The sequence below is a fragment of the Amycolatopsis sp. lyj-112 genome, assembly GCF_046549055.1.
In the GTDB taxonomy this organism is placed as follows: domain Bacteria; phylum Actinomycetota; class Actinomycetes; order Mycobacteriales; family Pseudonocardiaceae; genus Amycolatopsis.
The window spans coordinates 194313-210648 of record NZ_JAJPWS010000011.1; the positions used below are offsets into that span (position 1 = coordinate 194313).

19 protein-coding genes are annotated in these 16336 nt (G+C 69.2%); 13 read left to right on the top strand and 6 right to left on the bottom strand.

What is annotated here, in order from left to right:
• Window positions 1-18: 18 nt before the first annotated feature.
• Complete coding sequence (gene ilvA / locus ACLJRL_RS30715; protein ID WP_410659815.1) at window positions 19-1275, bottom strand: threonine ammonia-lyase IlvA; 1257 nt, start codon at window positions 1273-1275, stop codon at window positions 19-21.
• A 105-nt stretch (window positions 1276-1380) separates the two neighbouring features.
• Here ilvA and ACLJRL_RS30720 point away from each other — a divergent pair, with 105 nt between their 5' ends.
• Entirely contained in the window at window positions 1381-1947 is a 567-nt protein-coding gene (locus tag ACLJRL_RS30720; protein ID WP_410659816.1) for an NADAR family protein, read from the top strand.
• Window positions 1948-1977: 30 nt separating this feature from the next.
• Here the strand turns inward: ACLJRL_RS30720 and ACLJRL_RS30725 are convergent, their stop codons facing one another.
• A complete protein-coding gene (locus ACLJRL_RS30725; RefSeq protein ID WP_410659817.1) occupies window positions 1978-2736 on the bottom strand; it encodes an acyltransferase in 759 nt (252 codons plus the stop codon).
• Between the two features lie 53 nt (window positions 2737-2789).
• On the opposite strand from ACLJRL_RS30725, the gene ACLJRL_RS30730 reads away from it, so the two are divergent.
• Both ACLJRL_RS30730 and ACLJRL_RS30735 read left to right on the top strand, forming a co-directional pair.
• On the top strand, window positions 2790-3749 hold the full coding sequence (locus tag ACLJRL_RS30730; RefSeq protein WP_410659818.1) for a nucleoside hydrolase: 960 nt from the start codon (window positions 2790-2792) through the stop codon (window positions 3747-3749).
• Window positions 3749-4873, top strand: a complete 1125-nt coding sequence (locus ACLJRL_RS30735) for an NlpC/P60 family protein (RefSeq protein WP_410659819.1) — start codon at window positions 3749-3751, stop codon at window positions 4871-4873. Before ACLJRL_RS30730 ends, ACLJRL_RS30735 begins: the two co-directional genes overlap by 1 nt.
• A 36-nt stretch (window positions 4874-4909) precedes the next feature.
• Here the strand turns inward: ACLJRL_RS30735 and ACLJRL_RS30740 are convergent, their stop codons facing one another.
• Entirely contained in the window at window positions 4910-5521 is a 612-nt protein-coding gene (locus ACLJRL_RS30740) for a TetR family transcriptional regulator (protein WP_410659820.1), read from the bottom strand.
• A gap of 50 nt (window positions 5522-5571) precedes the next feature.
• Here ACLJRL_RS30740 and ACLJRL_RS30745 point away from each other — a divergent pair, with 50 nt between their 5' ends.
• Together ACLJRL_RS30745 and ACLJRL_RS30750 are read left to right on the top strand one after the other, a co-directional pair.
• The gene (locus tag ACLJRL_RS30745) at window positions 5572-6786 is read left to right on the top strand and encodes an amidohydrolase family protein (RefSeq protein ID WP_410659821.1); all 1215 of its coding nucleotides are present in this window, start codon (window positions 5572-5574) and stop codon (window positions 6784-6786) included.
• Window positions 6787-7053: 267 nt separating this feature from the next.
• On the top strand, window positions 7054-7905 hold the full coding sequence (locus tag ACLJRL_RS30750) for a hypothetical protein (protein WP_410659822.1): 852 nt from the start codon (window positions 7054-7056) through the stop codon (window positions 7903-7905).
• Window positions 7906-7960: 55 nt separating this feature from the next.
• Here ACLJRL_RS30750 and ACLJRL_RS30755 read toward each other — a convergent pair whose 3' ends face one another.
• The gene (locus tag ACLJRL_RS30755) at window positions 7961-9175 is read right to left on the bottom strand and encodes a glycosyltransferase (protein ID WP_410659823.1); all 1215 of its coding nucleotides are present in this window, start codon (window positions 9173-9175) and stop codon (window positions 7961-7963) included.
• A gap of 161 nt (window positions 9176-9336) precedes the next feature.
• On the opposite strand from ACLJRL_RS30755, the gene ACLJRL_RS30760 reads away from it, so the two are divergent.
• The 3 genes from ACLJRL_RS30760 to ACLJRL_RS30770 are packed head-to-tail and all read left to right on the top strand — an operon-like array spanning window position 9337 to window position 10817.
• Window positions 9337-9804, top strand: coding sequence for a nuclear transport factor 2 family protein (locus tag ACLJRL_RS30760; RefSeq protein WP_410659824.1), 468 nt, complete (start codon window positions 9337-9339; stop codon window positions 9802-9804).
• Window positions 9782-10438, top strand: coding sequence for a transcriptional repressor LexA (lexA, locus tag ACLJRL_RS30765; RefSeq protein ID WP_410659825.1), 657 nt, complete (start codon window positions 9782-9784; stop codon window positions 10436-10438). Before ACLJRL_RS30760 ends, lexA begins: the two co-directional genes overlap by 23 nt.
• A gap of 37 nt (window positions 10439-10475) precedes the next feature.
• Entirely contained in the window at window positions 10476-10817 is a 342-nt protein-coding gene (locus tag ACLJRL_RS30770; protein WP_410659826.1) for a VOC family protein, read from the top strand.
• Between the two features lie 2 nt (window positions 10818-10819).
• Here ACLJRL_RS30770 and ACLJRL_RS30775 read toward each other — a convergent pair whose 3' ends face one another.
• Window positions 10820-11167 carry a DoxX family protein gene (locus ACLJRL_RS30775; protein ID WP_410659827.1) on the bottom strand — a complete coding sequence of 116 codons (348 nt, stop codon included), beginning with the start codon at window positions 11165-11167 and terminating at the stop codon, window positions 10820-10822.
• Window positions 11168-11293: 126 nt separating this feature from the next.
• On the opposite strand from ACLJRL_RS30775, the gene ACLJRL_RS30780 reads away from it, so the two are divergent.
• The 5 genes from ACLJRL_RS30780 (at window position 11294) to ACLJRL_RS30800 (ending at window position 15326) form a co-directional block, all read left to right on the top strand.
• On the top strand, window positions 11294-11902 hold the full coding sequence (locus ACLJRL_RS30780) for a TetR/AcrR family transcriptional regulator (protein ID WP_410659828.1): 609 nt from the start codon (window positions 11294-11296) through the stop codon (window positions 11900-11902).
• A 1-nt stretch (window position 11903) separates the two neighbouring features.
• On the top strand, window positions 11904-12560 hold the full coding sequence (locus ACLJRL_RS30785; RefSeq protein WP_410659829.1) for an enoyl-CoA hydratase/isomerase family protein: 657 nt from the start codon (window positions 11904-11906) through the stop codon (window positions 12558-12560).
• A gap of 17 nt (window positions 12561-12577) precedes the next feature.
• The gene (locus ACLJRL_RS30790; protein ID WP_410659830.1) at window positions 12578-13600 is read left to right on the top strand and encodes a sigma-70 family RNA polymerase sigma factor; all 1023 of its coding nucleotides are present in this window, start codon (window positions 12578-12580) and stop codon (window positions 13598-13600) included.
• Window positions 13601-13666: 66 nt separating this feature from the next.
• Window positions 13667-14521, top strand: coding sequence for a DUF4436 family protein (locus tag ACLJRL_RS30795; protein WP_410659831.1), 855 nt, complete (start codon window positions 13667-13669; stop codon window positions 14519-14521).
• A gap of 13 nt (window positions 14522-14534) precedes the next feature.
• Complete coding sequence (locus tag ACLJRL_RS30800; protein WP_410659832.1) at window positions 14535-15326, top strand: alpha/beta hydrolase; 792 nt, start codon at window positions 14535-14537, stop codon at window positions 15324-15326.
• Here the strand turns inward: ACLJRL_RS30800 and ACLJRL_RS30805 are convergent.
• Window positions 15323-16309 carry an acyl-CoA desaturase gene (locus ACLJRL_RS30805; protein WP_410659833.1) on the bottom strand — a complete coding sequence of 329 codons (987 nt, stop codon included), beginning with the start codon at window positions 16307-16309 and terminating at the stop codon, window positions 15323-15325. The two genes, ACLJRL_RS30800 and ACLJRL_RS30805, sit on opposite strands and share 4 nt — an antisense overlap.
• Window positions 16310-16336: the final 27 nt, after the last annotated feature.

A 16336-nucleotide genomic window follows, 5' to 3' on the forward strand; every position in this document is an offset into this window, starting at 1 on the left:
CGTGGGGGGCAGGCCGTGTCAGATCAAGAAGTGGAACAGCGGGCTGCCCGGCTCGACCCGCTCCACCTGCAGCGGGCTCGCGTCCAGCCGGTGCAGCAGCCCTTCGAGGTCGCTCGCCCGCGCGAGTTCGATGCCGATCAGCGCCGGGCCGGTCTCCCGGCTGTTGCGCTTCACGTACTCGAATCGGGTGATGTCGTCGTCCGGGCCGAGGACCTCGTCGAGGAACCTCCGCAGCGCGCCGGGCTCCTGCGGGAACCCCACCAGGAAGTAGTGCTTCAGTCCTTCGTGGATCAGCGACCGTTCGATCACTTCGCCGTAGCGGCTGACGTCGTTGTTGCCGCCGGACACGAGGCACACCACGATCTGCCCCGGGTCGATCTTCACCGTCGTGCCCAGCGCGGCGGTCGCGAGCGCGCCCGCGGGTTCGGTGATCACGCCGTCGGACTGGTACATCGCGAGCATTTCCGTGCACACCGCGCCCTCGGCGACGTCGGTCAGCTCCACGCCGCCGTCGCGGATCAGCGGGTACGTCACCGAGCCGGCCAGCGCGACCGCGGCACCGTCGACGAAGGTGTCGACACCTTCGAGGCGCACCGGCTCACCGGCCGCCAGCGCGGCCGCCATACAGGCCGCGCCCGCCGGTTCGACGCCGACGATCCGCATCTCGGGCGCGCGTTCCGCGGCCCACGCGGCGATCCCCGCGAGCAGCCCGCCGCCACCGACCGGCACCACCATGACGTCGGGGATGAATCCGAGCTGCGCGACGACCTCCATCGCCACCGTGCCCTGGCCGGCGACGGTCTCCGGCGCGTCGAACGCGGGGACCAGCGTCGCGCCGGTGCTCTCCGCGTCCTGCTTCGCCGCGGTGAAGGCGTCTTCGTAGGTCTCGCCGACGACGATGACCTCGATATGCGAGCCGCCCAGCGTCGCGATCCGCTCGCGCTTCTGCCTGGGCGTGGTCCCGGGGACGTAGACGCGGCCGTTCGCGCCGAGACGGCGGCACGCGTACGCGACACCTTGCGCGTGGTTACCCGCACTCGCGCAAACGACGCCGCGTTCCCGCCGAGGCGCGTCGAGCTGGACGATGAAGTTGTAGGCGCCGCGAATCTTGTACGACCGGACGGTCTGGAGGTCCTCGCGTTTGAGCCAGACCCGGGCGTCGACCCGCGCCGAGAGCCGCTCGTTGGGTTCGAGCGGCGTGCGGGTCACCACTCCGGCCAGTCGTTTCGCGGCCTCTTCGACCGTTTGGGCACTCACGGTTTCGATCCCTTGCACGGATGCTGAATGTACCCACCAACTCCGGCCACGCCGGAGGTGGTCCGCCCGGGAGCGCCGGGTCCAGTGCACAAGATGTCGGGGGGTTGTGGTCCACTGGTCGCCATGGTGAGCAAGGTCGACGGAGTCCGCAGTCTCGATGCGTTGCGCGAGTTGGTGCACAGTGGCGCGGAGCCCGAGTACCAGCTCTTCTACGGCCACACCCCGCTCAAGAGCGGCCGCGTCAACGCGGCCTGCCTCAGCCAGTGGTGGCTCGCGCCGTTCGACGTGGACGGCGAGCGGTACCTCACCGCCGAGCACTTCATGATGGCGAGCAAGGCCGAACTGTTCGGCGATTACGAGGCCGCGGCGGCGATCCGTCAGGCCGAAGACCCCAAAACGGCGAAGGTCTTGGGGCGCGAGGTCTCGGGATTCGACGGCGACAAGTGGGAGCGCCACCGCTACGACATCGTCGTCGACGGGAACCTGGCGAAGTTCCGCCAGCACGCCGACCTGCGGGAGTTCCTGCTCGCCACCGGCGACAAGGTGATCGTCGAGGCGTCGAAGATGGACCTCGTCTGGGGCAGCGGTGTCGCCCGCGACGACAAGAACGCCACCCGGCCCGACTACTGGCGCGGGCAGAACCTCCTGGGCTTCGCGCTCATGGAGGTCCGGGAGCAGCTGCGCGTCTAGTCACGCGAGTCACGCCTCTGATCACGCGAGTTACGAGTCGACGCCCAGGGTCTTCTGCAGCGCCTTGTTCGCCTTCCGCGCCATGTCCGCGACAGCCTCGCGACGCGCGGCGTCGGCGGCGTAGTCGTCCTGCCGGTTCCGCACGACCCTGGCCGGTGAGCCGACGGCGATCGAGTAGTCCGGGATGTCGCCCCGCACCACCGCGTGCGCGCCGAGCACGCAACCGCGACCGACCCGGGTGCCCTTGAGCACCGAGACCTTCGTCCCGAGCCAGGTGTCCGGCCCGATCCGCACCGGCGACTTCACGATCCCCTGGTCCTTGATGGGGACGGTGATATCCGTCGTGACATGGTCGAAGTCGCAGATGTAGACCCAGTCCGCGACGAGCGTGGCCGCGCCGAGTTCGATGTCGAGGTAGCCGTTGAGCACGTTCTGGCGGCCGAAGACCGCCTTGTCGCCGATGCGCAGCGAGCCCTCGTGGCAGCGGATCGCGTTGCCGTCGCCGATATGCACCCAGCGGCCGATCTCCATGCGCCCGTAACCGGGACGGCAGTGGATCTCGACGTCCTTGCCGAGGAACACCATTCCCCGCAGGATGATGTGCGGGTTCGCCACCCGGAACTTCAGCAGACGCCAGTACCGGACCAGGTACCAAGGCGTGTACGCGCGGTTTCGCAGCACCCAGCGCAGGGAGGCGGCGGTCAGGAATTTCGCCTGCCTCGGATCACGACGGGCCTGGCCCCAAGCGCGGAGCCGGGACAACGCGGGCGCACCCCACATGGACGTCATACGGGTGACCGTAACCTGTGATCAGGCCGCCGACCGCAAAGGGGAGCTCGCGTATGGGCACCAAGCTGATCATCGACACCGACCCGGGGGTCGACGACGCCTTCGCGCTGGCCTTGGCCACGCAGTCCGAAGACGTCGACCTGCTGGGCGTGACCACGGTGTTCGGCAATGTCCCGCTGAGCCACACCACCGCCAACGCCCGGCGCCTGCTGCGCCTCTTCGGCCGCGACGACGTACCCGTCGCCGCCGGTGCGTCGCGTCCGCTGATCTACGACAACGCCAAACCCGCCGGGTTCGTCCACGGCGAGGACGGGCTGTCGGGGCACGCCGGCACACTGCCCGAGGCGACCCGGCCACTCGACGAACGCGGCGCCGTCCGGCTGCTGGCCGACCTGCTCGAAGCGGCCGACGAGCCGGTGACGATCGCGCCGATCGGCCCGCTCACGAATATCGCGCTGCTGCTGGCCGCCCACCCGGAGCTGCGCGAGAAGATCGGCCGCGTCGTCATCATGGGCGGCGGGGTGACGAAGGGGAACTCGACCTCGTCGGCCGAGTTCAACATCTGGAGCGACCCCGAGGCCGCGCGCCGGGTGCTGGCCGACGAAGACGTCCCCACCGTGCTGGTCCCGCTCGACATCACCCACCAGTGCTCGGTGGACACCGGCTGGCTCGGGAAACTGGCCGCGTCCGGCCCGCTCGGCGCGGCACTCGAAGCGCTGACCCCCACCTACGTCGAGCACTACACCCCCATCCTCGGGCACCCCGGGATGGTCATGCACGACGCGGTCGCGGTGGCCGAGGCGATCCGGCCGGGCATCCTCGACGCCGAGTCGTACCCGGTGGACGTCGACTGCGGCTTCGGCCCCGCTCGCGGCACCACACTCGTCGACAGGCGCAGGTTGCGGAGCAACGATCCGCAGTCGGTTCCCGGCCGCGTCATCGACGTCGCGCTGACCACCGACGTCGACGCCTTCCGCGACTTCGTCCTCGGCCGGATCATCGGAGGCCGGTGATGGAAAAGGAAACCTCCCGCCGCCGCAGACTTCCGGTGATCATCGCGGCCGTCGTCGTCGCGGGTGCCGCGCTCGTCGCCGCCATCACCTTCGCGCCGAAGGACGAGCCGAAGCCGGAAGCCGCGGCCGTCCAGTCGTCGGCCCCGCCGCCACCGCCGTCATCGTCCGCGCCCGCCGAGATGCCCAAGGAACAGCCGAAGGTCCCGCAGCAGCAGGGCCAGGAGTTCGACGCCTGGGTGTCGAAGACCAGCGGCTGGCTCGATATCCCGCTGCGCGCGATGACCGGGTACGCGAAGACCACCGTGGCGCTGAGCAAGGAGGCGCCGGGCTGCCGGTTGTCCTGGGTGACGCTGGCGGCGCTCGGGAAGATCGCCTCCGACCACGGCCGCGCCACCGGCTCGAGCCTCAACGCCGACGGCGTGATGACCGTGCCGCTCGCGACGGTCGAGGTCCGCGACTTCTACAACAAGGTCGTGTCGGTCCCGAACGCGAGCGGGCCGCTGCAGCTGGCGCCGTCGGTCTGGAGCCAGTTCCAGGCTTCGGCGAACGGCAAGAAGCCGGATACCCAGAACATCGACGACGCCACCCTGACCGCCGGCCGCGCCCTGTGCGCGGGCGGACGCGACCTCGGCCAGGGCCAGACGTGGTGGAACGCGGTGAGCACGCTGCAGCCCGCGCCGCTGCTGATGCACCGCACCCTCGCGACGGTGAACGTCTACGGCACCGTCGGCCAGAGCCCCCAGCCGCCGAACGTGGCGGCGCTGAGCGCGGTCAACTTCGCCATCGACAAGATCGGCCTGCCGTACGTCTGGGGCGGCAACGGGACCGGCGGCGGCGACCCCGGTTTCGACTGCTCCGGGCTGACGACGGCCGCGTACGCCAGCGCCGGCGTCAAGCTCATGCGCACCGCCCACACGCAGTACCACAGCGTGAACCTGGTGACGGATCCGCAGCTGGGCGACCTGATCTTCTACGGCGAGCCGAACACGAAGATCCACCACGTCGGGCTCTACATCGGGAACCAGCAGATGATCGACGCCCCGCAGACCGGCCAGGCGGTGCAAGTGCACACCTACCGGAAGCAGGGCGACGACTACGCCGGGGCGGGCCGCCCGGCGGCCTGATCACCGTGCAGGTGCCGGCCGTGCCATCGACGTGACTCAGTGCGCGGCGAATATCCCGTGCAGGATCGCGTGGGCGAGGGCGTGTGCCTGATCGGCGGGTGAGAACAGATCGGGGCATGCCAGCCAGGTGGCGGCGACACCGTTGACCGCGGCGATGATCGCGATCGCGCCGGACTCCGGCGACACCGCGGTGCCCCGGCCATCCTCGCCGGCCGCCGTCAGCAATTCCGTGAGCTGGCCGGCCCAGGCGTCCATGACCCGCCGCTTGTCATCGAGGCCGACCTGAAGCTCGGGGACTTCACCTCCCTGCATGGACATCGCGAACGTGGTGCGCAGGGTGGGGTTGCGCTCAAAGGCGGTGAAGAACGCCACAAGGAACCGGCGAATCCGCTCCCCAGGCTCGAGGTGAGGGTCCTCGAGATGCGCCCAAACCGGGCCGGCGGCCTCGCCCCAGTTCTCGGCGATCGTGGCCAGATACAGCTCGGCCTTGTCGGCGAAGTGGTGATACACCGCGCCCCGGGTCAACCCGGCCCGCGTGGCGATGCCGGCCAAGGTGGCTGAGGCATAGCCCCGCTCGGCGAACACTTCCAGCGCGGCCGCGAGCAGGGCCCGACGCGTCTGGGCCGCTTCTTCAGGTGATCGTCGCACTCCACGATTATGGTATACATACACGCATGTATGATTCAAAATCGAGCGTGTTGATCCGAGATGTGAGGGTGTTCACCGGCGACACCGTCCTGACCCACGCCCACGTGACCGTCGACAGCGGGCTGATCACCACGGTCACGACCCAGCCGTCACCGGTCGGGGACGGCACCGAGATCGTCCACGGCCAGGGCCGGACCTTGCTGCCAGGCCTCATCGACGCCCATGCGCACGTCTTCCCGGGAAACCTGGAACAAGCCCTGAACTTCGGAGTCACCACCGTGCTGGACCTGATGGCCGACCCGGCGGCGATCACCACCCTGCGACAGCAAGCCGGTACCCGACCGGCCATGGCCGACGTCAGAACCGCCGGCACAGCGGCCACCGTGCCAGGGGGCTACGGCTGGTATCTGGTCGAGATGGGATACCTGCCGCCCTTCCCCACTCTGATCGAACCCGGCCAAGCCGAAGCGTTCATCGACGCACGACTCGCGGAAGGCTCCGACTACATCAAGATCCTCATCGACGACGGATCGACCACCGGAACACCCCTGCCCAAGCTGGGCGAAGACACGATCACCGCACTCATCGACCACGCCCACGCCCGCGACCGGCTCACCATCGCCCACACCCTCAACGCCGTCGATGCCGCCACGGCCACCCGCGCCGGCATCGACGTTCTCGGCCACCTGTTCCTCGACCGCACCGACCCGGACCTGCCGCACCTGCTCGCCGAACACGACACCGCGGTGATCCCCACCCTCGCCGTCCTCGACGGACTGTTCGGTCGACCACACGGAGCCGAACTGCTCGCCGACCACCGCATCGAGCCCTACCTCGACACGACATCCCGCCAGATGCTCGGCTTCGGCCCCATTCCCCTCGACCCCCGAGCACGCCACGACCTCGAAGTTCCCCGCCACACCCTCAGCCAGCTCCGCGACGCCGGCGTCGCGATCCTCGCCGGCAGCGACGCCTCCAACCCCGACACCGCCCACGGCGCCACCCTCCACCTCGAACTCGAACTCCTCGTCCAGGCCGGCCTCACCCCCATCGAAGCCCTCACTGCCGCCACCAGCGCACCGGCCGACCGATTCACCCTCCCCGACCGCGGCCGCATCGCACCCGGACTCCGCGCGGACCTCCTCCTCGTCAACGGCGACCCCACCAGCACCATCACCGACACCCGCGACATCGCCGCCATCTGGCGAAACGGCCAACGCGTCCCACGCACCACCCACCTGCACCAGGCGAACGACTATCGGTGAGTGATCGGTCGAGCTAGTGCGCGACGCACACGGCGCTGGCACCGGCCTGGCACGCCCTGTCAGCCGAAGTGCCCGGCCTCCGAAACCCGGACCAGCCGGGGGCGCCGGTGCTCACGGAGCTGATCGGCGAGCTGACGGCAAATGAGCGGCGACGTTTCTCCGTAACGTACGACAGCCATTCGGATAACGGTCCCCCGCAAAGGTAACGACCGGGAAGAAATCCGCGACGACCGGGCAACTACTGTCCGATGGTGAGCGGGTGGCGAAATGGCTCGTGCCGAAATAACACCGGAAAATCGGCAACACAATATCGACCAGACCTATCTGGCACTGCGCATCGCCATGATCATGCTCGTGGCGCTGCTCTTCGTCACCATCATCCTGCAATTGTGGTTGGTCAGTCACGGGGATTGCTGGCAGTCGTCGATCAGCGCCTACTATTTCACGTCGGTCCGCCCGGTTTTCATCGGCGCCCTGTGCGCGATCGGCGCCTGCATGATCATCTATCGCGGCAATTCCCTTTGGGAGAACACCGCGCTCGATTATTCGGGATTCTTGGCCTTCATCGTCGCGTTCGTTCCGGCGAAGCTCGACGACGCCTGCCTGCCGATCAACGTCCTCGCCACGTCCGAAATCGAGGATTCGGTCGAGACCAACGTGGGCGCGGTGCTGGCGATCGGCGTGTTCGCCACGATCGTCGGCTTGACCGTGCGGAAAGCACGTCAGGGCTCGCTCGCGAAACCCGCTCGGCACACGGTGATCACGTTGGCGGCGACGCTGGTCGTGCTGGCCGTCGGAGTCTGGCTGTACATAGAACAACGTGTCTGGTTCCTCAGCCATGGTCACCTCTACGCGGCCGTTCCGCTGTTCATCGGGATCGTCGTCGTGGTCGTGGCGAACGCCTGGGCGGCCCCCTCGGGGAAGTTCACCTTCTGGTACATCGCGGTCGCCGTCGCGATGGGTGCGTCGATCCTTGTCGGCGGCATCCTTTGGTGGGTGGGCGTGCAGCACTGGGCGCTGTGGCTGGAGGCGCTGATCATCTTCTGGTACGCGGTGTTCTGGATGGTGCAGACCGCAGAACTCGGCGGCGCGACGAACCGGCCCCCGAGCGATCCTTAAGTCCGTGAAGGACTCCTTGAGGGACTCTGAGTCCCTCAAGGAGTCCTTCACGGACTTAGGAAGAGGCGAGGTCGAGGAGCATCTTCGCGGCCACCGTCGCACCGTCGCCCCGGATCGTGCCCGCCACGGCACCGGCTCGCGCCCGGGTTTCCGGAGTCAAGACCGTGGCGAGCGCGGCCGAAAGAGACTCGACGGTCGGCTTCAGACCCTGGTGAGCCACACCGATGCCCAGCTCGGCCACCCGTTCCGCCCAGTACGGCTGGTCCGCGATCCGGGGCACCACCACCTGGGGCGCGCCGGCTCGCGACGCCGTCGTCGTGGTGCCCGCGCCGCCGTGATGCACGACGGCGGCCACCCGCGGGAACAGCGCCTGCTGGTTGACCTCGCCGACGACGAAGCAGTCTTCGGCGTCGTCGATCAGGTCCAGCCCGGCCCAGCCGCGGGCGAGCAGGACTCGACGGCCCTGGGCGCGGATCGCCTCGATGGCCACCCGGGCGATGTCCTCCGGGGCGTACGCGGCCATGCTGCCGAAACCCACGTAGACCGGTGGTTCGCCGGCGTCCAGGAACTCCTCCAGCCCTTCCGGGAGCGGGCGGTCGTCGGGCAGGACCCAGGCCCCGGTCTGCACGACGTCGAGGTCCGTCATGCCTTCCGACGGGCACAGCGCCGGGTCCGCCGCCAGCCATGGCCGGTCGGTGAAGACGTGGTCACGGACGTTGTCGACCGGCGGCAGGCCGATCTCCGCCCGATGGCTGTCGAGCGCCGCGCCGTACAGGCGGTTCACCCTCTCGGCGTCCTGCCCCCACCGCAGCCGGTTGTCGGTCACCTCCTCCGCGGACCGATCCCCCGGCCGCGCGCCCGGAGCGAATACCTGCGACGGCAGCCCGAAGACGTGGAAGCAAGCGAACACGTAGGGAATGCCGTGCTTTTCGGCCACGTCCCGCGCGCCGGCCGGCATCAGGCCGGTCGCCAGCAGCACGTCACATTCCCCCGCCGCCGCGCCGAGCGTCTCGAACCGCGCGGCGACCAGCTCGGGAGCGAGCCGGAAAGCGTCTTCCGCCGTCGGCGGCTTCGGGCCGTCGACCACCGAGCGCACCGTCGGGCCGAGTGGCACCAACGGCACGCCGACCCGCTCCAGCAGCGTCACGAAATCCTCGTCCGGGGGCGCGGCCACCAGCACTTCCGCACCGAGCCCTCGCAACGCCACCGCGACCCCCACCAACGGTTCGACGTCCCCGCGCGATCCCCACGTCGTCAACAGCACACGCACTACTTGATCTCCGTTTCCCCTGGTACCGGATTCAGGACGGCAATTCTGAGGCACCACCCGGGCCTTGCCGCAAGCCCCGGGGTCGGCTATAACTTGAAGGGGGAAACGCCACGGCCGATAACCGCCAGCCGAACAGGCCACCACACTCCACAGTGGTCATCGTGACCCTGTCATCGGCAACGGACGCGATGTCCGTACTCAAAGGCATGTACGCGGCGGAAGCCGGCTATTTCGCCGCGGGCGGCCCGGGTAAAGCGTCCTTCGCCTCGCTCGCGCCGTTCTTCTCCCCCGACGTCGTGCTGCATCAGGCGGATTCCTTGCCGTACGGCGGAATCTGGCGCGGCCACGACGGCATGGAGCGGTTCTTCGCCGCCATGAGCGACACGTGGGACGTCTTCGACATGGTGGAGCAGAGCTTCCTGAGCGAGACCAGTCCGCTCGTCGTGCTCACCCACGTGCACGTCCGGGCCCGGGCGACCGGCCGCGAACTGGACTTCCCCATCCTGCAGACGATCACCGTGGAAAACGGGCGCATCACCGAGGTTCACCCGTTCTACTGGGACACCGCGGCGATCGGACTGGCGTGCACGAACTACCATTCCGACGATGACCGCCTACCACGATCTTGATGTGTTCGAGGACGCCGCTTCGCTGCCGGAGCGCCAGCAGCGGATCCTGCTGACGATCCGCGAGTGGGTGGTCCAGCACGGGTACTCGCCGAGCACGCGGGAGATCGGCGAGGCGGTCGGCCTGCGGTCGACGTCGACGGTGTCGAGGCACCTGGCCGCGTTGGAGGAGAAGGGTTTCCTCCGTCGCAGCGGCACGATGTCCCGACCCATCGACGTCCGTGCGTTCCTGCACGGAACCGCACCGAAGGAGTCCACAGAGGACTCCGTGCCGGTGCCCGTCGTCGGTGACATCGCCGCGGGAACGCCCATCTCGGCCGTCGAGCACGTCGACGACGTGATGAACCTGCCGAGGGAGCTCACCGGGCGGGGCAACGTCTTCGGGCTGCGGGTGCGCGGTGACTCGATGATCGACGCGGCGATCTGCGACGGCGACATCGTCGTGGTGAAGCAGCAGCACGAGGCGCACTCAGGGCAGATCGTCGCCGCGATGATCGACGAGGAAGCGACCGTCAAGGTGTACCGCCAACGCGATGGCCACGTCTACCTCGAACCGCGTAACCCCGCCTACGACGTCATCGACGGCGACCGCGCCGCCGTGCTGGGCGTCGTGGTCTCGGTGCTGCGCAGCGTCTGAACGATTTCTGTCGGTGGGCCGGGGTACCTTCCGGCCCATGTACGAAATCGACTTCGTCGAGTTCCCGACGGATTCCGCCGCGGGCTCCGGCCGGTTCTTCGAAGAGGCGTTCGGCTGGAAGGTCACGCCCTACGGTCCCGCCTACACCGACGTCCAGAGCGGCGGGGCGGTCACGTTCGGCTTCCAGCAGGACGCGGTGCAGCAGACGGCCGCGCCGCTGGTGACGATCCGCACCGACGACCTCGAGCGGGCGAGGGGCGCCGTCGAGGCCGCGGGCGGGGTCGTCACGGTCGAGCCCTTTTCGTTCCCCGGCGGGCGCCGGTTCCACTTCCGCGAGCCCGGTGGCAGTGAATTGGCGGTGTGGACCCCGGAAGGCTGACCTCAAGCGGCGAAGTAGAGCACCAGCGACGCGGCCACCGGCGCCAGGTACATCAGCGGGAACACGACGTGCGAGGGCCAGTGCGCCCGGAGCACGGTGACCACGGCGCCGGCGAAGTAGAGCACCAGGCCGATCCCGGCCGCGACCCCGATCACGGGGATCCACAGGCCGGCGATCAGGCCGAGCGCGCCCGCGGCCTTGGCGACACCGAGCCGGTTCCACCACGCGTGCGGTACGGCGTAGTCGGCGAGGGGCTGCACGACCCACTTGGCGCGGAAGAAGATCGAGGCGGCCGAGAAGGCGGCCATGAAGGCTCCGACGGCGGTGACGATGACGTAAGCGGTGGACATCTCGGTCTCCCTTGGTTTCTTGCTGGTTCGTCGGGTTGACCCCGTCCACTGAGGCGATGTGACCGTCCTGCGCGTGAACCAGCTCACACGCCAGTTTTGGAGCAAGCGCTCTGTTATTCTCGCCCGATGGCCCGCCCCCGCCTCCACGACCTGGACCGGCTGCTCGATGTCGCCGAGCGCCTCGTCGTCGACGTCGGCCCGGCAGGTGTCACCGTGCGGTCCCTCGCGGCGGCGGCCGGCGTCCCGAACGGCACGATCTACCACGCCTTCGGCTCCCTCGGTGCCCTGCTGGCCCGGGTCTGGCTGCGCGCGGCGGGTGAGTTCCTCGACCTCCAGACCGAACTCGCCGAGCACGCGCCGAGCCCGGTCGAAGCGGTGATCGCGGCGGCCGACACCCCCGCGGAGTTCGCCGGCCGACGGCCCGAAGCGGCCCGGCTCCTGCTCACCGTCAAGAAGGATCACCTGCTCGGCCCGCATCTCCCGGACGACCTGGCCGATGCCTTGCTTGCGCTCGACACACGCGTCGTTACTCTGCTCGTGAAACTCGCCGAGAAGCTCTGGGACAGGCGGGACGCCCAAGCCGTCGAGGTACTTACGACCTGTGTGGTCGACCTGCCGACGGCGTTGTTCCGCCGCCCTCTCACGGTGGGTGAACCGATCTTCGAAGACGCGCGTGCCCGGCTCGCCGCCGCGGTTCGCGCGGTACTCCTGCTCCCGCTCCCACGAAAGGACTGACATGCCGACTCTCCGTCACGACGCGCCGGTGTTCCTGCTGGACCTCGGAGACGACGAGAACCGTTTCTCGCCGTCCTGGCTGGAAACGACCCATTCCCTGCTGGACACCGTCGTCGCGCATCCGGACCCGGCGGTCCTGGTCACCGTCGGATCCGGCAGGTTCTACTCGAACGGCCTCGACCTCGAGTGGCTCACCGGCAACCCCGCCCAGGGCGCGAAGTACGTCGGCGACGTCCACGAACTGCTGGCCCGGGTGCTCACGCTCGGCGTGCACACGGTCGCCGCGATCAACGGCCATGCCTTCGGCGCCGGGGCCATGTTCGCGATGGCGCACGACTTCCGGGTGATGCGCGCCGACCGCGGGTACTTCTGCTTCCCCGAAGCCGACATCAACATCCCCTTCACCCCCGGGATGGCCGGACTCATCCAGAGCAAGCTCACCCCCTCGGCCGCCATCGCGTCGATGACCACGGGACGGCGGTTCGGCGGCACGGACGCGCGGGATCTGGGGCTCGTGGACGCCGTCGCCGAGAAATCCTCGCTGCTGGAGTACGCGGCCGACCTCGTCCGCCCGCTCGCCGGGAAGGACCGCGGAACCCTGTCGGCGATCAAGACCACGATGTTCACCCCGGCCGTCACCGCACTTCGCAGCCAGTAAGAGCAGAATCATCGCTCGTGAGCGAAGACGTTTTGCGAACCGAGGATCTCGAAGAGGCCCGCGGCGGTGACGCCGCGGCGTTCACGCGCCTGGTGGAGCCGCTGCGCCGCGAGTTGCACGCTCACTGCTATCGCATGCTCGGCTCGACCCACGACGCCGAGGATGCCCTGCAGGACGCGCTTCTGCGGGCCTGGCGGGGACTGGAGCGCTTCGAGGGCCGCAGCTCGATGCGCACGTGGCTCTACACCGTCGCCACCCGCACCTGCCTCGACACCGCCGCCGCGCGCGGCAAACGCGCCCTGCCGATGGACCTCGGCCCGTCGAGCGAGCGCGCGGTGCTCGACGGAGCCCCGGCGACCGAGATCGCCTGGCTCGGCCCGTATCCGGACGCGGGCCTCGGCCACGAGCATGCCGGTCCCGACACCCGGTACGAGCAGCGCGAGGCCGTCGAGCTGGCGTTCGTCGCCGCGCTGCAGCACCTGCCGGGCAACCAGCGCGCCGCACTGCTGCTCTTCGACGTCCTCGGCTTCTCCGCCGCCGAGATCGCGTCCACAATGGACACCTCGGTCCCGGCGGTGAACAGCGCGCTGCAACGCGCGCGGGCGATCGTGGCCGACAAGGTCCCGTCGCCGAGCCAGCAGCAGACGCTGCGGAAGCTCGAAGACACGCGGGTCCGCGAGATCGCCGCGGGCTACGCCTCCGCGCTGGAGCGCGGCGACGCCGACGCGCTCGTGGCGCTGCTGACCGAAGACGTCACCTGGTCCATGCCGCCGCTCTCGCAGTGGTACCGCGGCATCGAGGCGGTGACCGACTTCGCCGTCGAGGTCCCGCTCGGCCGGTGCCCGAGCTGGCGCAGCCAGATCATCACCGCCAACGGCCAGCCGGCGGTCGCCTGTTACATCGGCGAATCGGCCGGCGCCGTCCACCAGGCCTGGTCGATCAACGTGCTGTCCCTGCGGGACGAACAGATCTCCGAGATCACCTCGTTCCTCGACCCAGAGCTGTTCGCGACCTTCGGCCTGCCGCTTACGAAGCCCTGATCGGCGTTTCACTCCTCAGCATGACAACGGCGGCCGGACCGCCCGCGGGCTGCCACGATGGCCGCCATGCGGACGAAGATCAATCCGGTGGTCAAGGCCGCCGCCACCGTGCTCGCCGTGGTGATCGCGGCCGGGCTGGGGCTCTGGCTGCACTCGGCCGACCGGACCGCGGGCGACACCGGGCACTGGGTCGGCACGCACGATCCGGACCGGATCGAGGTGAACGCCTCCGTGCTCAAGGTGGACGCCGCCGCGCGCGAGGCCGTCCTGCGCGTGCTCGTCGTCCCGCTGGGGACGTTCGGCGAGGACGACGGTGTCGCCCCCACCGGGGAGCTGCGGCTGCTGAACTCCTCCAGCCTGCGCGGTGACCACGTTTTCCCCGCGCACCAGCGGATCTCCAGCGTGGACCTGCCGATCGTGCTGACCGGCGGAGCCGTCACCGACTACCCCTTCGACGGCTACGAGGCCCGGATCGAATTCGCGGCCCTCCACAACGGGGAAGTCGCCCCCGTGCTGTTCACCATGGGCAAGGTGGACAGCCTGTTCTCCTTCACCGTCAAGGAGTACCGCGCCACCGACGGCCAAGGCGGGCTCGACGTCCGGTTCGGCCGCTCCACCAGTGTGCTGGTCTTCGCCGTCTTCATGATGATCACCATGTGGGGGCTCGCGATCGCGGTGTTCTTCGGCGCTCGGCACCTGATCGTGCGCCGGCGCGGCCTGGTCTGGCCGTCGTTCGGGTTCATGGCGGCGACGCTGTTCGCGCTCGCGGGCTTCCGCAATCTCGCGCCGGGTTCGCCGCCGATCGGCTCACTGCTGGACTACACGGCGTTCCTGTGGGCCGAAGTCGTCATCGCGCTGTGCGTCATCGTGGCCGTGGTGACCGGAGCGGTCACCGAACACCGCAAACCGGACCCCGGGTGAGCATGATGGGGGTATGCGCAAACGGGTGTTGATCGGTCTGCTGGTCGCCGTCATCATCGTCGGCGTGGTCTTCGGTGGCGTGTTCGCCTTCCAGCGCAAGCTGATCTACCTGCCGACGGGCGGCCCGCTGCCGGCCGCCGCCGAAATCCTGCCCGGCGGCCGGGACGTCACCCTCACCACCTCGGACGGCCTGAGCCTCGCGAGCTGGTATTTCCCCGCCGACAACGCGAAGGCCGCGGTGCTCGTCGCGCCGGGCAACGCCGGGAACCGGTCGTTCCGCGCTCCGCTCGCCCGCGCCTTGAACGCACGCGGACTCTCGGTGCTCCTGCTCGACTATCGCGGCTACGGCGGCAACCCGGGCGATCCGTCCGAGGAAGGGCTCGCCTCGGACGTCCGCGCGGCGCGGGACTTCCTGCTGCGTGAGGCCCGGATCCCGTTGGTGTACTTCGGCGAAAGCCTCGGCTCGGCGGTCGTCACCGAACTCGCCACCGAGCACCCGCCGTCCGCGCTCGTGCTGCGCTCGCCGTTCGTCGATCTCGCCTCGGTCGGGCAACGGCTCTACCCGTTCCTCCCGGCCCGCTGGCTGCTGCGGGACGAGTTCCCGACACGGGACAACGTCGCGCGGGTGAAGGCCCCGGTCACGGTCGTCTACGGCTCCGCCGACTCGACGGTTCCGGCCGAGCAGAGCCGCGAGGTCGCGAACGCGGCGGGCGCCACGGCGATCGAGGTTCCCGGTGCCGATCACAACGACCTGGCGTTTTCCGACGGTCCCGAGCTGGTGGACGCGATCGTCCGCGGAACCTAGGCCTGCCGGTCACTCCGGCGTGGCGACAGGGAGTACCCCGGGTTGAGCTTGCGGCCGAGGCGATCCGCCTTCGGCCAGCGCACGTCGGTGGCCCAGCCGGCCTTCTCGAACAGCCAGATCGTCCGCGCGGACATGTCCAGCTGGCCGCGCCGGACACCGTGCCGGGCGCCAGTGGGGTCGGCGTGGTGGGAGTTGTGCCAGGACTCGCCCATCGACGCGATCGCCAACGGCCAAAAATTCGCCGACTTGTCCCGGGCCGCGAACGGCCGGTCACCGATCATGTGACACAGCGAGTTCACCGACCAGGTGACGTGATGCAGCAACGCGACCCGGACGAGACTCGCCCAGAAGAACGCCGTCACCGCACCCCACCACGACATCGTGATCAACCCGCCGAGCAAAGCCGGAGCGAGCAGCGTCACGACGGTGAGCAGCGGGAACAGGCGGTCGACGCGGGCGATGTCACGATCGGCCAGCAAGTCGGGGGCGAACCGCTGCGCGTTGGTCTTCTCGCGGTCGAACAGCCAGCCCATGTGTGCGTGCCAGAACCCGCGGGCCAGTGCCGCCGGAGACGTGCCGAACCGCCACGGGGAGTGCGGGTCACCGTCGCGGTCGGAGAAGGCGTGGTGGCGGCGGTGATCGGCGACCCAGCCGATGACCGGGCCCTGCATCGCCATGCTGCCGGTGACCGCGAGCGCGATCCGCAGGCCACGATTCGCCTTGAAAGCGCCGTGAGTGAAGTAACGGTGGAACCCGACGGTCACACCGAGCCCGGTGAGGAAGTAGAAACCCGCGGCCAAGCCGAGATCCACCCAGCCCAAGCCCCAACCCCAGGCGAAGGGAACAGAGGCGGCCAGTGCCAGCAGAGGCACTACCGCGAACAGCTTGACGAGAATGTTTTCGGTACCGGACTGCTCCCCGGACATCATCGGCTGCGGAGCTCGCCGTTCTTCGGTGTCCGGGCCGCTCATAACTGAAGTCATGTCGTCTTTTCTGGTAGGGGGCCGACG

Excerpts from the sequence above, each read along its gene's own strand:
- ACLJRL_RS30720 (WP_410659816.1), top strand. The coding sequence starts at position 1,381 with ATGGTGAGCAAGGTCGACGGAGTCCGCAGTCTCGATGCGTTGCGCGAG.
- ACLJRL_RS30725 (WP_410659817.1), bottom strand. The coding sequence starts at position 2,736 with ATGACGTCCATGTGGGGTGCGCCCGCGTTGTCCCGGCTCCGCGCTTGG.
- ACLJRL_RS30730 (WP_410659818.1), top strand. The coding sequence starts at position 2,790 with ATGGGCACCAAGCTGATCATCGACACCGACCCGGGGGTCGACGACGCC.
- ACLJRL_RS30735 (WP_410659819.1), top strand. The coding sequence starts at position 3,749 with ATGGAAAAGGAAACCTCCCGCCGCCGCAGACTTCCGGTGATCATCGCG.
- ACLJRL_RS30750 (WP_410659822.1), top strand. The coding sequence starts at position 7,054 with ATGGCTCGTGCCGAAATAACACCGGAAAATCGGCAACACAATATCGAC.
- lexA (WP_410659825.1), top strand. The coding sequence starts at position 9,782 with ATGACCGCCTACCACGATCTTGATGTGTTCGAGGACGCCGCTTCGCTG.
- ACLJRL_RS30770 (WP_410659826.1), top strand. The coding sequence starts at position 10,476 with ATGTACGAAATCGACTTCGTCGAGTTCCCGACGGATTCCGCCGCGGGC.
- ACLJRL_RS30775 (WP_410659827.1), bottom strand. The coding sequence starts at position 11,167 with ATGTCCACCGCTTACGTCATCGTCACCGCCGTCGGAGCCTTCATGGCC.
- ACLJRL_RS30780 (WP_410659828.1), top strand. The coding sequence starts at position 11,294 with ATGGCCCGCCCCCGCCTCCACGACCTGGACCGGCTGCTCGATGTCGCC.
- ACLJRL_RS30785 (WP_410659829.1), top strand. The coding sequence starts at position 11,904 with ATGCCGACTCTCCGTCACGACGCGCCGGTGTTCCTGCTGGACCTCGGA.
- ACLJRL_RS30795 (WP_410659831.1), top strand. The coding sequence starts at position 13,667 with ATGCGGACGAAGATCAATCCGGTGGTCAAGGCCGCCGCCACCGTGCTC.
- ACLJRL_RS30800 (WP_410659832.1), top strand. The coding sequence starts at position 14,535 with ATGCGCAAACGGGTGTTGATCGGTCTGCTGGTCGCCGTCATCATCGTC.
- ACLJRL_RS30805 (WP_410659833.1), bottom strand. The coding sequence starts at position 16,309 with ATGACTTCAGTTATGAGCGGCCCGGACACCGAAGAACGGCGAGCTCCG.